This window comes from Rhodococcus sp. JVH1 (assembly GCF_000280725.2).
GTDB classification, from domain to species: Bacteria; Actinomycetota; Actinomycetes; order Mycobacteriales; family Mycobacteriaceae; genus Rhodococcus_F; species Rhodococcus_F jostii_A.
The window spans coordinates 4,407,186-4,421,792 of record NZ_CP166289.1 but is presented as its reverse complement, the minus strand read 5'-3'; the positions used below and the strand labels follow the sequence as shown (position 1 = coordinate 4,421,792).

Below are 14,607 nucleotides of genomic sequence, written 5' to 3'. Positions count from 1 at the left end.
GTAGGCCACGATCATGCGACAACCGGGCTGCGGCCCCGCGTCGTGACCCGACAAAGGTCGCTACTCGGCCGTCCTCGCCCGCAACACTTCCGAGGTATTCGCCGCAAGTAGTTCGATACAAGGAGTCGCACGTGGGCGCTGCGCAGATCGTGTTCTTAGTCGGCCTTGCTTCTCTCATCGTGGCCATGGCGCTACGCAAGAACGTCATGATCCCCGCGATACTCGCGACATTTGCCACGGCACTTGCGTACAGCGGCAGCGTCCCGAATGCCATCATGTCGGTGTTCCGGGCCACCATCACTTCCGGCACCGCGCTGTTCGAGATCTTCATCGTCATCGCCGCGGTGACTTCGATGCTCGCGGCGATGCGGGCGATCGGTTCCGATGAGGTGATGGTGCGCCCCATCAGTCGGTGGATGGTCAATGGCCGCGTCGCATACATCGTGTTGTTCGTCTTCACCTATCTTCTCTCGTTGTTCTTCTGGCCGACCCCGGCACTGGCCCTGATCGGTGCGGTCCTACTTCCTGCCGCGATCAAGGTGGGTCTGCCACCGCTCGGAGCCGCGGTTGTTCTCGCGATCTCCGGCCAGGGGATGTCGATCGCCTCCGACTACGTGATCGGTCTTGCGCCGTCGATTTCCGCGAGCGGCGCAGGAGTTCCCGCCGATGACATCGCCGACCGCGCCCTGGTGATCTCATTGATCGTCGGTGTCACCGCGGCGGTGCTCGCCTACTTCCTGACCGTCCGCCGCAGGATGCGAACGGACGCAGTTCCGGGCACCGACCCGATCGGCGGAACCGTGCATCCCCCCGGTGGTGTCGGTGGTACGCCCGGTGGCACGTCTGCCGGTTTCTCACCGAGCCCGGACGTCGCGGTCTCACCCACCGTCACGGACGTGCTCGACGAGGAACTGCCCGGCTTCGAGGACGACGGAACGAGAATCACGGATCGCCCGACACTGACCCGCGCGTGGGCGATCGGCGTGCCCGCCGCGTTCCTCGCCGTCCTGGCCTACATGTTGGTCGGTCGTTTCACCGACCTCGTCCCCTGGGAGGACGGTGGCGGCGCGTCCCTGGTGGGAGGCACGGCAATCATCCTGATGGCCCTCGTGACCGTCACGTCACGACGATCCGAGGCTCTCGAATTCTGTGCCACCCACTTCATCGACGGTCTGTCGTACGCCTTCAAGGCGATGGGAATCATCCTTCCCGTCGCAGGTTTCGTGTACATCGGCATTCCCGATTATTCGGGCGCCATTCTCGGACTCGACGACGACACCACCGGTCCGGCCTTCCTCTTCGACACCGTGGAACGCGTGCAGCCGTACATCCCCGACAACGGCGTATTCGTCGCGCTCAGCATGCTCTTCATCGGGATGGCGGTCGGTCTCGACGGTTCGGGGTGGGCCGGCCTACCCCTCACCGGCGGATTGGCTGCCGCGCTGGCGCCGCAGTCCGGGATGGACACCGCGACCTTGGCGGCCATCGCCCAGAACGGCGCCACGTGGACGGGCGGGGGAACTCTCGTGATCTGGTCGTCGCTGGTGGTGGTCGCCGGATTCTGCCGGATACCGGTGGCCGAACTGGTCCGCCACCTCGTCGTCCCGGTGATGGCCGGATTGCTGCTGGCCACGGGAGCCGCCGTCGTCATCTGGTAGCGGCTCATCGCCGAACAAGGTTTCCGTACAACCCCTGACATGGAAGGACATTACGAAATGAGCTCGGTCCCGTTCCGCTACGACCCCGCCCGGTGCGCACTGATCGTCATCGACATGCAGAACGATTTCTGCTCTCCCGACGGGTCGCTGGCACAGAGGGGTTTCGACGTGACCGCCCCGGTGGCGATGGCTCCGCGACTGGAGCACCTCGTCGCGTCCGCGCGCACGGCCGGGGTCCGGGTGATCTTCGTACGCACCCTGCACGACGAAACCACCGATACACCCCAGTGGCTCGGCCGTGTGGGCGAGGGACCGGACGCGGCACGCACCGGAATTACCTGCCGCACAGGAACACCCGGGGCAAACTACTATGCCGTCGCTCCGCACGACGGCGACGTGGTGATCACGAAGAACCGGTTCAGCGCATTCGTCGGCACCAACCTCGACCTCACCCTGCGTTCCCTCGGCATCGATTCCCTGCTCTTCACCGGCGTCGCCACCGAGGTGTGTGTCGAGTCGAGTCTGCGGAGCGCGCTGTTTCACGAATACTGGGTTTCGCTCGTCGAAGACTGCGCTGCCACCTACAGTCGAACAGCCCACGACGCTTCGGTGTCCGTCGTCGCACAGAACTTCGGCACCGTGATCACGGCCGAGAAGCTCGCGACGTTCTGGACTGCAGGATCGTGAACGGCTTCCGTCGGCGACGGGCGCGTTGAGCGACCGTCAGATTTTCGCCGGAGTCCAGTCGGGTGCCTCGACGAGGGCGACCTGCTTCAGGAGTGTCGCCGCCCGGCCGACGCCTTCGAGGGAATTGACGAGTGCGTCCTCGTGCTCGATGTTGAGGGTGCCGTAGTATCCGACCGCGCGGAGGTTGTAGACGAAGTCCGCCCAGAACGTGGCACCGGCCGGGTGGCCGAGACCGAGGGTGACGTAGTTCCAGGCCCGACCCAGCGGATCGGTCAGCGGCCCGGTGTCGAGGAGTCCATCACGCTGCGCGGTCCAGGAGTTGATGCGGATGTCCTTCGCGTGCACGTGGAAGATCGACGTTCCGAGCGCGCGAATGACGGTGGGGATGTCGGCGCCCATCCACATCAGGTGGGACGGGTCCAGGTTCGCGCCCACCACGTCGGCACCCGCGCTGCCGATCAGCCGGAGCATCGCCGAAGCGTTGTGCACGAGTTGACCTCCGCACGCTTCGACAGCGAGCTTGACGTCGTGATCCCGGGCGAAGGCCGCGAGCTCCTTCCAGTAAGGAATCGCGACCTCGTTCCACTGATAGGCGAGGACATCGAGGTTCTCCGGCGGCCACGCCGTGGTGATCCAGTTCGGGTTGGTGTCACCTTTCGCGCCCGGCAGTCCGGACATGAGGACGACGGTCGGGACGTCGAGTGCGCTCGCGAGTTCGACGGTCTTGCGGATGACGGCGTCATGCGCCTGTCCCGACACCGGATGCAGTTGGTTGCCGTTGGCGTTCAGGGCGCTCAGCGTCAGGCCCCGGCTGGAGATCTTCTCGGCGAACTCGGCGCGCGCGTCCGCGGACGAGACCAGTGTGTCGAGGTCGGCGTGCGGCGCCTCCGACCAGTTTCCCGTTGCGACCTCGACCGAGTTCAACCCGTGTTCCTGCGCGAGGTCGAGAGCTGTCTCGAAGGGTAGATGGCTGACCGAGTCGGTGATCAGTCCTATTTCCATGTCTGCTCTCCCTCATACTCGGTGCTTCGTCTAACTAGTACGTTCTAGTACTCCTATTTGTCAAGACATTCTCAGCTGTGACTGTGCAATGGTGTTCCCGCGAGAGCGAGGTGTGCCTCGCCGAGCGCTTCGGCCTGAGTGGGGTGCGCATGAACGAGGGTGGCGACGTCGTCGGGGTAAGCGCCCCAGTTGACGATCAGTTGGGCCTCACCGATCAGTTCGCCCACGCGTTCCCCCACCATGTGGATCCCGACGACCGGTCCCTCCGTGGCTCCGGCGCGCACCAGTTTGACGCCGCCGCTGGTTCCGAGGATCTGACTCTTGCCGTTGCCGGCGAGGTCGTAGACGACGGTGGCGACGTCACCGTGCCGCTCGCGGGCCTGGTCTTCGGTGAGCCCGACCGACGCGACCTCCGGTTTGGAGTACGTCACCCGGGGGATGCCACTGTCCTCGATCGGTGTCGGAGTCAGGCCGGCGATCGTTTCCGCGACGAAGATGCCCTGCTGGAATCCGCGATGCGCGAGTTGCGGTCCGGCGACGATGTCACCGACCGCGTACACGTCCGGCTGCGAAGTGCGCAGGGAGTCGTCGACCGTGACGAAACCGCGGGAGTCGAGTACGACGCCGTTCTCGGTGAGCCCGATGTGGGCGGTCCGGGGTCCGCGGCCGACCGCGACGAGCAACAGGTCCGCCTCGATCGTGTCGCCCGACTCCACCGTGACGCTGACCGTGCTCTCGTCCTGGACCGCTTTCGCGAATCGGGTGCCGGTCATGATCGTGATGCCGCGTTTGCGGAGGGCCCGGGTGAGTTGCTTCGACGACCACTCGTCCTCTGCGGCGACGAGCCGGGGCAGCGCTTCGACGATCGTGACGTCCGCACCCAACGATGCCCAGATACTGGCGAATTCGACCCCGATGACACCGCCGCCGAGTACGACGACGCGCTTCGGCAGCTCGGGAAACGTCAATGCTTCGTCGCTCGTGAGGATTCGGCCGCCGATCTCGAGTCCGGGCAGGCCCCGGACCTGGGAGCCGGTCGCGAGGACCAGGGACGCGCCGGTGATCGCGCGATCGCCGACGTGGACGGTGCGGCCCCCGCCGTAGCGACCGGTGCCGTGCACCACCTCGATCTTGTGGCTGCGAACCAGCCCCTGCAGGCCCTTGTACAGGCGTTCGACCGTCGCGTTCTTGTACGCGTGGACACCGCCGAGGTCGATTCCGTCCAGCGTCGCACCGATCCCGAGGGCCGACGCGTGCGTGACGGTGTCGGCGACCTCGGCGGCGTGCACGAGCGCCTTGGTGGGGATACACCCTCGGTGCAGGCAGGTGCCGCCGACCTTGTTCTCTTCGATCAAGGTGACGGTCTTGCCCAGTTGCGCGGCGCGGAAGGCGCAAGCGTACCCGCCGGATCCACCGCCGAGAATCAGGACGTCCGGTTGGTCGGACATGGGAAAACTCCCTCGGTCGGGCACGCCATGGGACGTGCAGCAAAAGGTCGACGTGGGCTGGGTTTCAGCTCAATGCGATCAACGTCAACGGGTCCGACAGAATCTGACCGATGGCCGCGAGGAATCTCGATCCCTGCTCGCCGTCGACCAGTCGATGGTCGAACGACAGGCTCAGTGTGGTGACCGACCGCAACGCGATCTCGCCCCGGTATTCCCACGGCTGCCTGCGGATCGCCCCGAAGCACAGGATCGCCGCCTCGCCGGGGTTGAGGATGGGCGTGCCCGCGTCGATTCCGAAGACGCCGACATTGGTGATCGTGATCGTGCCGTCGGCCAGATCGGCGGGCCCGGTCTTGCCCTCCTTCGCCGTGGTCGTCAGATCCGACAGGGCGATCGCGAGGTCGCGCAGACCGAGGGTGTGGGCGTTCTTGATGTTCGGCACCATCAGCCCCCGCGGGGTGGCGGCCGCGATGCCGAGATTCACGGAGCGTTTGACGACGATCTCCTGAGCGTCCTCGTCCCAGGACGAATTCAGGGTCGGGTTGGAGCGCAGCGCCACGAGCAATGCCTTGGCCACCAACGTCAGTGGTGTCAGGCGCACGTCGGTGAAGTGCTTCGTTTCGCGCAGCTCAGCCAAGAGGTCGATCGTCGGGGTGACGTCCACCGTGACGAACTCGGTGACGTGCGGGGCGGTGAATGCGCTGCGGACCATTGCTGCGGCGGTGTGCTTGCGGACGCCCTTGATCGGGATGCGTTCCTCGTCGGCGTCCGGTGGGACCGTCGCCGCCGACGTCGTCACCGAGGCGGCGGTGCGGTGGCGCTCGAGGTCGTCCCTGGTGACTTCACCGTGCACCCCGGTTGCGTCCACTTCGGTGAGGTCGACTCCGTGTTGCTTCGCGGCGAACCGCACCGGGGGAGAGGCCAACGGCCGCGACGTGCGCGGCGCCGGGGTGACATCGACCCGGGTTCCCGCCGGACGCCGCTGCCGGCGCCTGCTGGACGAATCCTCGGCCACGCCGTAGCCGACCAGGACCGGGGTCCGCTCGGCCGGGGCCGCGGGAGTGGTCGGCTCGGGCGCGTCCGCCGGGTCCTCGCCGGCGACCGCGACGTCGATGAACGGGCTGCCGACGTCGACGGTTGTCCCCTCCTCGGCGTGCAACGCGACCACCGTTCCGGCGTAGGGCGAGGGCAACTCCACCGACGCCTTCGCCGTCTCGACCTCGGCGATGATCTGGTTGAGCGTCACGGTGTCGCCGACCCTCACCAGCCAGGTCAGCAGTTCGGCGTCGGTGAGGCCCTCGCCGAGGTCGGGCAGCAGGAATGTCTTGACAGTGGGCATGGAAAACTCCTGGTTCCTACGCGGTGAAGGTGCGGTCGACGGCGTCGAGGATGCGGTCGACGTCCGGCAGGAAGTGCTCCTCGAGTTTCGCCGGCGGATACGGGACGGTGAAGCCGCCGACGCGGGCCACCGGCGCTTCGAGGTGATAGAAGCAGCGCTCGCTGATGCGGGCCGCGATCTCGGCACCGATCCCGAGGAACACGGGCGCCTCGTGGGTGATCACCAGGCGTCCGGTGCGCTGCACGGACTCGGCGACGGTGTCGACGTCGAGCGGGGAGATGGACCGCAGATCGATCACCTCGATCGACCTGCCCTCGTCCGCAGCGACTTTCGCGGCCTGAAGTGCAGTTGTCACGAGCGGCCCGTAGGCGACGACGGTGGCGTCGGTGCCCGGTGCGACCACCCGGGCCTTGTGCAGGGGACTCGTCTCGGCCGCCGGGTCTATCTGCCCCTTCTCCCAGTACCGGCGCTTGGGTTCGAAGAACAGCACCGGATCGTCCGACGCGATGGCCTGCTGAATCATCGTGTGCGCATCGGCGGCGGTGCTGCAGGTGACGACGCGAAGACCCGCGGTCGCGGCGAAATACCCCTCCGGCGACTCGGAGTGATGCTCGATCGCACCGATGCCGCCGCCGTACGGGACGCGGATGGTGATCGGCATCTTCACGTTTCCGCTCGTGCGGTAGTGCAGTTTAGCGACCTGCGAGACGATCTGGTCGAAGCCGGGGTAGATGAACCCGTCGAACTGGATCTCGCACACCGGGCGGTATCCGCGCATCGCGAGACCGACTGCGGTGCCGATGATCCCGGATTCGGCGAGCGGGGTGTCGATGACACGGTTGGGACCGAAGTCCTTCTGCAGTCCGTCCGTGATGCGGAAGACACCGCCGAGTTTGCCGATATCCTCTCCCATGAGCACGACCTTCGGGTCGTTCTCGAGGGCGCGGCGCAGGCCGGCGTTGAGGGCCTTGCCGAGCGGAAGCGTGGTCGGGGCGGCCGCGGAGATGGCTGTGCTCATGCGTCGGTTCCTTCGAAACTGTCGAGGTAGACGGCGAACTGGCGCCGCTCTTCGTCGACGAGGGGATGGGGTTCGGCGTACACGTTGTCGAACAAGGACATCGGCTCGGGTTCGACGGTCTCGAGGCACCCGCGGCGCAACGCCGCGGCGGTGTCGTCGGCGCGTTGCTGCACGGCGGCGAGGTAGTCGTCGTCGATCGCGCCCGCCGACTCGAGGAGGGCGCGGATGCGGTCGAGGGGATCCTTGCGTTTCCATTCCTCGTCGAGCGCGGCCGGCCGGTACCGGGACGGGTCGTCGGACGTGGTGTGCGGACCCATCCGGTAGGTGACCGCCTCGATCAGGGTGGGTCCGCTGCCTTCCCGTGCCCGTTCGAGCGCGGCCCGGGTCACGGCGATCACGGCGAGGACATCGTTGCCGTCGACGCGCACGCTGGGAACCCCGAAGCCCCGGCCCCGCGCGGCGATACTCACCCGCGATTGCAGGCTGACCGGTTCGGAGATCGCCCACTGATTGTTCTGGCAGAAGAACACCACGGGCGCGTGGAAGCTCGCGGCGAACCCGAAGGCCTCGGAGATATCGCCCTGACTGGTGGCGCCGTCGCCGAAGTAGGTGATCGCGGCGCCGTCGGAGCCGTCGAACTGCATGCCCATCGCGTACCCGGTGGCGTGCAGCGCCTGCGCGCCGACGATGATCGCGGGGGTCGTCATGTTGTATTCGAACGGGTTCCAGCCCGAGTGCGTCGACCCCCGCCAGAACCTGAGCATGTTGGTGGGGTCGACGTCGCGGCAGTACGCGACACCGTGTTCGCGGTAGCTGGCGAAGACAAAGTCGTCCGGACGGAGGGCGCGCGCCGACCCGACCTGCGCGGCTTCCTGCCCCAGCAGCGGAGCCCACAGCCCCAGTTCGCCCTGACGCTGCAGCGCGGTCGCCTCCGCGTCGATGCGCCGCACCACGACCAGGTCTTCGTACAGCGCACGCACAGCGGTGATGTCGACATCGTCGACGTACCGGGAGTAGTCCGGATGCTCCACTCGCGCACCGATTTCGGTGACCAGCTGCACCACATCGTCATTGTCGAACACGAAAACCTCCGAGAGTGATGTACCGGGAGAGCTCGCCACCCGCGAGTGACCGTGTCGGTCAGAATGTTGCATTCACACAATCATCAGGATTCATCATGCGCAAGTGCTGTCATTCAAAATAAGCAGAATGCTCAAAACTCGGGCTTCGATCTCTGGCATACTGCGCTACATGACGAAACTCGATCGGACCGACGCCCGGCTACTGCTCGCCCTGTGCGACGCCCCACGCGCCACCGGGGTGCAGCTGGCCTCGCTGCTGGGGATGGCACGGAATACCGTGCAAGCACGGATGTCTCGCTGGGAGGAGCAACGAGTGCTCGCACCGGTCGACCGCTGCGTGTCACCCCGCGATCTGGGATACCCCCTGCAGGCGTTCGTCACCGCGGTGGTCGACCAGCATCGCCTCGAGGACGTCATCGAACACCTGCGGGACATCGCCGAGGTCGTGGAGGTCGTCGGCATCTCCGGGGCGGCGGACCTGCACATCGGCGTGGTCGCCGTCGATGCCGACGATCTGTATCGGGTCGCCGGCCTCATCCTCGCCGTGCCCGGGATCGAGCGCACCACCGTGTCCGTCGCGATGCGCGATGCCATCCCCTACCGAACCCGGCCGCTGCTCGAGCGGATCGCCGAGGAGCAATGACGAAGGCGCTGCCGTCGACCGCCCGGCAGCGCCTGTTCTCCGATCAGTGGTGTGCCGCGACGACCTCCCCGCCGACGTCTTCGGCACTGCGAGTGGGACTTACCCGCGATCTGAGCACGAGAACCAGCACCACGGCGACGAGCATGACCGCCCCGACGACCCACAGGCCTGCGCGTGAGTTGCCGGTGGCGTCGAACAGCCATCCCGTGACGTACGGGGCCCCGAAACCGCTCGTGTTGCCCACCGAGTTGACGACGGCGATGCCTGCCGCGGCGCCCGCGCCGGTGAGGAACGTGCTGGGCAGGTACCAGAACACCGGCAGGGCACAGAACACACCGACCGCGTTGACGGTCACCGCGATCATCGTCGTAAGCGGCGACTGCATGTACAGGGCGACAGGAATGGAAACGGCGCCGATCAGGGTGGGGATGGCGACGTGCCAGATCCGCTCACCGGTCCGGTCGGAGTGTCTGCTCCACAACACCATTGCGACAGCACCGACCGCGAACGGGACCGCGACGATCAACCCGGTGGTGAACAGCGAGAAGTCGGTGTCGAACGTCTTCTTGAAACCGGCGACGATGCTGGGCAGGAAGAAACTGAGCGAATACAACCCGTAGGTGATTCCGAAATAGACGAGCCCCAGCATCCACACGCGGGAGTCCGTCAGCGCCCGGCGCACCGACATGTGAGAGCCGGATTCGGATGCCTCGGATTCGAGTTCGTATGTGAGCCACACCTTTTCGTCCTCTTCCAGCCACTTGGCCTGCGAGGGCCGGTCCGTCAGGTAGAACCAGGTGACCACCGCGAGCGCGACGGCGGGGATCCCCTCGAGCAGGAACATGACCCGCCACCCGGACAGTCCGAACAGCCCGTCCCAGTATTGAATGATGGCGCTCGACAGCGGGGCGCCGAGCGCCGACGACACCGGGAGCGCGAGAAGGAACAGGCCCATCAGCCGGACCCGATAGGCGCGGGGGAACCACAGGGTCAGGTAGAGCAGAACACCCGGGAAGAATCCCGCCTCGGCGATACCCAACAGCATGCGCAGCGCGTACAGCGAGCCGGCATTGGGCACGAAGGCCATCGCCGCCGCGATGATTCCCCACGTGAGCATGATCCGGGCGATCCACCGGCGCGCCCCGAACCTGTGCAATGCGAGATTGCTCGGCATTTCGAACAGGAGGTATCCGATAAAGAAGAGCCCGGAGGCCAGACCGAACATGGTCTCGGTGAGTCCGAGTTCCTCGCTCATCGTCAGCTTCGCCAGCCCGATATTGGTCCGGTCGAGATAGTTGACGAAGTAGGCCAGGCCGAGGAACGGAATGAGCCGCCGGGCGACCTTCCGGACCACCCTCGCCTCGATCTCGGGTTTCTGCAGTACAGACGACATGAATGACTCGGCTTCCTGAAGAGTGGGCGCCCGACCGGGCAACGTGATGTAGACCACTGTATGAGCCGGGTCGAGTGGAAACCATGGAGAAATCACCCATACCGCGATGAGATCAGTGGAGACAATCACCGCCTTCGGTGACCAGCGTGTGCCTCACGCCGTCGAGGCGCCCTCGCCGGAGTTGCCGCGTCCGACGAGCCCGTGCAGGAGTGAGTCGACGATGCGCTCGGGTAGCTCCGGGTCGAGAGCTTCGCGGGTGAGCAGTACCTTGAAGTGTATTGGGGCGACCAGCATTTCGATGGCGAGTCGGACATCGGTGGTCTCGGGCAGCTCACCCCGTCCGATCGCCCGCTTCACGATCTCACCGGATCGCGCGAAGCGCGCCTCCCAGTACCGGTTGCGCGCCTCGGTGGCGGCGGGGTCGTCGCCAGAGGCAGCCAACGCCCTGTCGAAGGCCGAGCCGACCGGGCTGGTCAGGTACGTCACGAGTCGACCGGCGTAGGCGATCAGATCGTCACGGAGCGATCCGGTGTCGGGCACCTGACCCCATTCTTCCGCTTCCTCGAGCAGCGCCTCGATCATCAGGTTCTCCCGCGTACCCCACCGACGGTAGATCGACGTCTCGTGCACGCCCGCCCGCGACGCGACATCCGCGACCGCCAACCCCTCCATGCCGTGTTCGTGTAGCGCGTCGAGAGCGGCATCGAGGACTGCACGGCGGACTCGAGCGGAACGGCCACCGGGGCGACGCTGGGCTCCTTGATCACTCACGACTCCACCTTAACGCAAGACCCTTGCGTTAATGACGTGACTCAGCTCATACTGTTAATGCAAGTTTCTGGACTTTAGAAGGTGGGTAGTCATGACAACGCAAACCAGTGCGGAGATCACCGAACGCAGCGAGACGGCGGACGGGATGCGCATCGACTGGGACGTACCCGTGCCGATGGCGGACGGCACGATCCTGCGGGCCGACGTCTTCCGGCCCGACGACGAGGGCGAATATCCGGTGCTGATGACCCTCGGGCCGTACGGCAAGGGCCTCGCGTTCCAAGAGGGTTTCGGGCCGATGTGGCAGCAGCTGATCAGCGCGCATCCGGACGCGTCGGCCGGGTCGAGCAACCGCTACCAGGTGTGGGAGACCGTCGATCCGGAGAAATGGGTCCCGGACGGATACATCTGCATTCGGGTCGATTCCCGCGGTGCAGGCCGCTCGGCCGGACTGTTGGACATGCTCAGCGAGCAGGAGGCCCGCGACTACTACGAGGCCATCGAATGGGCCGGCACCCGAGACTGGTCGAACGGCCGGGTGGGACTGCTCGGGATCTCCTATTACGCGGCCAACCAGTGGCTCGTGGCGGCACTGCAGCCACCACATCTGACGGCGATCTGCCCGTGGGAGGGCTTCACCGACATCTACCGAGACCTCAACCGGCACGGCGGCATCTTGACCCGGTTCGGCCAAGCGTGGCAGGAGCACCAGATCTTCACCGTCCAGCACGGGGCCGGGGAGCGGGGCCGACGCAATCCCAACACCGGTGAGTTGGTCGCCGGACCGCCGACGCTGACCGACGACGAACTCGTCGCGAACCGAGTCGACACGATCGGGGAAGGCAAATGTCGGGAGCTGCTCGACGAATTCGCGCAGGCCCGCACGCCGGACCTGACGCGGATCGAGGTCCCGGTGCTGTCGGCGGCGAATTGGGCGCACCGGCTGCACACCCGCGGCAATTTCGACGCCTACGCCCAGGTGTCCTCCTCCCAGAAGTGGCTGGAGGTGCACGGTCACGAGCACTACGCGGAGTTCTACACCGACTACGGCGTCGACCTGCAGAAGCGATTCTTCGGCCACTTCCTCAGAGGCGAGGCGACCGGCTGGGAAGACCAGCCACCGGTGCGACTGAACGTGCGCCACCTCGACGGCTCGTTCGAGGGCCGCGACGAACAGGAATGGCCGCTGGCCCGCACGCAGTGGACGCGGTTTTACCTCGACGCCACGTCCGGAGCGATGAGCCCGGCCGAACCAACGGCCGAGGGCACGGCCGAGTTTGCGGCGCTGGGGCCCGGTGTCGACTTCTGGACCGCGCCGCTGACCGAGCCGTTGGAGATCACCGGACCGGCCTCGGCGCGGGTACGTCTGTCCTCCTCCACCACCGACGCCGACCTGATCGTCACCCTGCGCGTTCAGGACCCGGACGGGAACGAGATCTCACTGGTGGACGCGATCGATCCCCACGGTGTGCTCGGCGTGGGCTGGCTGCGCGCGTCCCACCGCGAGCTGGACGAGCAGGCCAGTCTGCCGCACCGCCCGTGGCACCGGCATTCGAGCAAACAGCCGCTGACGCCCGGCGAGGCCGTCGATCTGGACGTCGAGATCTGGCCTACCTCCATCGTCGTCCCCACCGGCTACCGGCTCGGCGTCACCCTGGCCGGCCGCGACTTCGACATGCCCGGCGACGGACCTTGGCCGGTGATCTACGGCATCGAGATGCGCGGCAACGGATTGACCCCGCACGACGATCCGGACGACCGGCCTGCCGGCATCTTCGACGGCACGACAACAGTGCACACCGGCCCGGACGCCGGAACCTCCCTGCTCCTTCCCGTGATCCCGAAGTAAAGGCTCGAAACCATGCGACGCATCATCGACCTGTCCGTCTCATTGCAAGCGGGCATTCCCTCCGACCCACCCGGCCATCTGCCCGAGATCGACTACCTGGACCACGCACATACCCGCGATGACCTGCTGCAGTTCTTCCCCGGCACGCGGGTCGACGACCTGCCCGATGGGGAAGGCTGGGCCATCGAGCGCATCCGGCTGTCCACCCACAACGGCACCCATCTCGACGCCCCCTACCACTACGCGTCCACCATGGACGGCGGCCAACGGGCCATCACCATCGACGAAGTGCCCCTCGACTGGTGCTTCGGGCGCGGCGTCAAACTCGACTTCCGGCACTTCGACGACGGCTACGTCGTCACCGCCGACGACATCGACACCGAACTGGACCGGATCGGGCACACCCTGGCCCCGTTCGACATCGTCCTGGTCAACACGAGCGCGGGTGCCCGCTACGGCCACGACGACTATGTGAACACCGGCTGCGGCATGGGCCGTGATGCCACGCTGCACCTGCTGCGCCAGGGCGTGCGGGTGACCGGCACCGACGCCTGGAGCTGGGATGCGCCGTTCGTCTACACAGCTCAGCGCTACGCCGAAACCGGCGACGCCGGCATCATCTGGGAGGGCCACCGTGCCGGCCGCGACATCGGCTACTGCCACATCGAAAAACTCGGCAATCTCGAATCGATCCCGTCCGCGGGTTTCCAGGTGGCGTGCTTCCCCGTGAAGATCCACAAGGCCTCGGCCGGATGGACCCGTGCCGTGGCCATCTTCGACGAGGAGCAGGCATGAGAATCGGTTCCCTGATCGTCGACGGTGTCCAGCGCTACGGCGTCGTCGACGACCACCACATCACCCTGTTGGCGGAGTCCGCCGACGTCTTCGACGTGCTCGAGTCCGACGACCCGAGCGTGGCCTTGACCGGGCACCGGCTAGCGTGGGAGTCGACCACCGAACTGGCAGTACCGGTTCCCGTCGCGAGCATCCGTGACTTCATCACCTTCGAGCAACACACGGCAGGATCGCTGCGCGCGGTCACCGGGGCGGCCGCGATCCCGGACGCCTGGTACGAAGCGCCCGCCTTCTACTTCACCAACCCCCACGCGGCCATCGGCTCGGGCGCAACGGTTCCGATGCCGCCGGGCTGCGAGGTACTCGACTTCGAATTGGAAGTCGCCGTCGTGATCGGCACAGCCGGCTACAACCTGTCCGTGGACGAGGCATTCGACCATGTTGCCGGGTTCACCATCCTCAACGACTGGTCCGCCCGCGACCTGCAGGGACGTGAAATGCGGGTGGGCCTGGGAGCTGTGAAAGGCAAGGACACCGCCACCACCCTCGGGCCGGTACTCGTCACCGTCGACGAGTTCGTCGACTACGAGGTCGATGGTCGCTTCGACCTGGACATGGAGGTCTTCGTCAACGGCACCCGCATCGGCGGCGACACCCTGGCGAACATGGCGTGGAACTTCGCCGAGTTGATCGCCTACGCCAGCCGCGGCACCTGGGTGCGGCCCGGTGACGTACTCGGATCCGGAACCTGCGGGGGCGGCTGCCTCGCCGAACTGTGGGGATGGCGCGGAGATCGACAACCACCACCGCTGCGCATCGGTGACACCGTCAGCATGACCGTGGAAGGCATCGGCAGCATCCACAACACCGTGGTCGCCGGACCACCACTCCACGAGGTCCCGCCAGCGCGCCGATAGCCGCA

The 14,607-nt window shown here is 66.4% G+C and carries 13 protein-coding genes; 6 read left to right on the top strand and 7 right to left on the bottom strand.

All coding sequences use genetic code 11. From position 1 onward, the window contains the following. Window positions 1–131 precede the first annotated feature (131 nt). Together JVH1_RS20390 and JVH1_RS20385 are read left to right on the top strand one after the other, a co-directional pair. Window positions 132–1,658, top strand: a complete 1,527-nt coding sequence (locus tag JVH1_RS20390) for a hypothetical protein (protein WP_009476348.1) — start codon at window positions 132–134, stop codon at window positions 1,656–1,658. Window positions 1,659–1,715: 57 nt separating this feature from the next. Then, on the top strand, window positions 1,716–2,345 hold the full coding sequence (locus JVH1_RS20385) for a cysteine hydrolase family protein (protein WP_009476349.1): 630 nt from the start codon (window positions 1,716–1,718) through the stop codon (window positions 2,343–2,345). Between the two features lie 36 nt (window positions 2,346–2,381). Here JVH1_RS20385 and JVH1_RS20380 read toward each other — a convergent pair whose 3' ends face one another. From JVH1_RS20380 to pdhA, 5 genes are all read right to left on the bottom strand, one after another. Beyond that, the gene (locus JVH1_RS20380) at window positions 2,382–3,347 is read right to left on the bottom strand and encodes a sugar phosphate isomerase/epimerase (RefSeq protein WP_009476350.1); all 966 of its coding nucleotides are present in this window, start codon (window positions 3,345–3,347) and stop codon (window positions 2,382–2,384) included. A 71-nt stretch (window positions 3,348–3,418) separates the two neighbouring features. After that, window positions 3,419–4,795: a dihydrolipoyl dehydrogenase gene (gene lpdA / locus JVH1_RS20375; RefSeq protein ID WP_009476351.1), complete on the bottom strand. Its 1,377-nt coding sequence runs from the start codon at window positions 4,793–4,795 to the stop codon at window positions 3,419–3,421. 64 nt (window positions 4,796–4,859) lie between these two features. Beyond that, a complete protein-coding gene (locus JVH1_RS20370; RefSeq protein WP_009476352.1) occupies window positions 4,860–6,134 on the bottom strand; it encodes a dihydrolipoamide acetyltransferase family protein in 1,275 nt (424 codons plus the stop codon). Window positions 6,135–6,150: 16 nt separating this feature from the next. Next, window positions 6,151–7,152, bottom strand: a complete 1,002-nt coding sequence (locus tag JVH1_RS20365) for an alpha-ketoacid dehydrogenase subunit beta (RefSeq protein ID WP_009476353.1) — start codon at window positions 7,150–7,152, stop codon at window positions 6,151–6,153. Further along, the gene (gene pdhA / locus JVH1_RS20360) at window positions 7,149–8,234 is read right to left on the bottom strand and encodes a pyruvate dehydrogenase (acetyl-transferring) E1 component subunit alpha (RefSeq protein WP_009476354.1); all 1,086 of its coding nucleotides are present in this window, start codon (window positions 8,232–8,234) and stop codon (window positions 7,149–7,151) included. The genes JVH1_RS20365 and pdhA overlap by 4 nt, the downstream gene beginning before the upstream one ends. 169 nt (window positions 8,235–8,403) lie before the next feature. Between pdhA and JVH1_RS20355 the strand changes: the two genes are divergently transcribed. Then, entirely contained in the window at window positions 8,404–8,877 is a 474-nt protein-coding gene (locus JVH1_RS20355; RefSeq protein WP_016881876.1) for an Lrp/AsnC family transcriptional regulator, read from the top strand. A gap of 43 nt (window positions 8,878–8,920) precedes the next feature. Here JVH1_RS20355 and JVH1_RS20350 read toward each other — a convergent pair whose 3' ends face one another. Both JVH1_RS20350 and JVH1_RS20345 read right to left on the bottom strand, forming a co-directional pair. Further along, window positions 8,921–10,270 carry an MFS transporter gene (locus tag JVH1_RS20350; protein WP_043780088.1) on the bottom strand — a complete coding sequence of 450 codons (1,350 nt, stop codon included), beginning with the start codon at window positions 10,268–10,270 and terminating at the stop codon, window positions 8,921–8,923. Between the two features lie 153 nt (window positions 10,271–10,423). Then, window positions 10,424–11,041, bottom strand: a complete 618-nt coding sequence (locus JVH1_RS20345; RefSeq protein WP_043780071.1) for a TetR/AcrR family transcriptional regulator — start codon at window positions 11,039–11,041, stop codon at window positions 10,424–10,426. 91 nt (window positions 11,042–11,132) lie between these two features. Between JVH1_RS20345 and JVH1_RS20340 the strand changes: the two genes are divergently transcribed. Genes JVH1_RS20340 through JVH1_RS20330 form a run of 3 tightly spaced genes read left to right on the top strand, consistent with a single transcriptional unit; the run spans window position 11,133 to window position 14,602 of the window. Continuing rightward, window positions 11,133–12,890: a CocE/NonD family hydrolase gene (locus JVH1_RS20340; RefSeq protein ID WP_009476357.1), complete on the top strand. Its 1,758-nt coding sequence runs from the start codon at window positions 11,133–11,135 to the stop codon at window positions 12,888–12,890. A gap of 12 nt (window positions 12,891–12,902) precedes the next feature. Continuing rightward, entirely contained in the window at window positions 12,903–13,685 is a 783-nt protein-coding gene (locus tag JVH1_RS20335) for a cyclase family protein (protein WP_009476358.1), read from the top strand. Further along, window positions 13,682–14,602 (top strand): fumarylacetoacetate hydrolase family protein, encoded by a 921-nt coding sequence (locus tag JVH1_RS20330; RefSeq protein WP_009476359.1) that lies wholly within the window; start codon window positions 13,682–13,684, stop codon window positions 14,600–14,602. Before JVH1_RS20335 ends, JVH1_RS20330 begins: the two co-directional genes overlap by 4 nt. The last annotated feature ends 5 nt before the right edge of the window (window positions 14,603–14,607 follow it).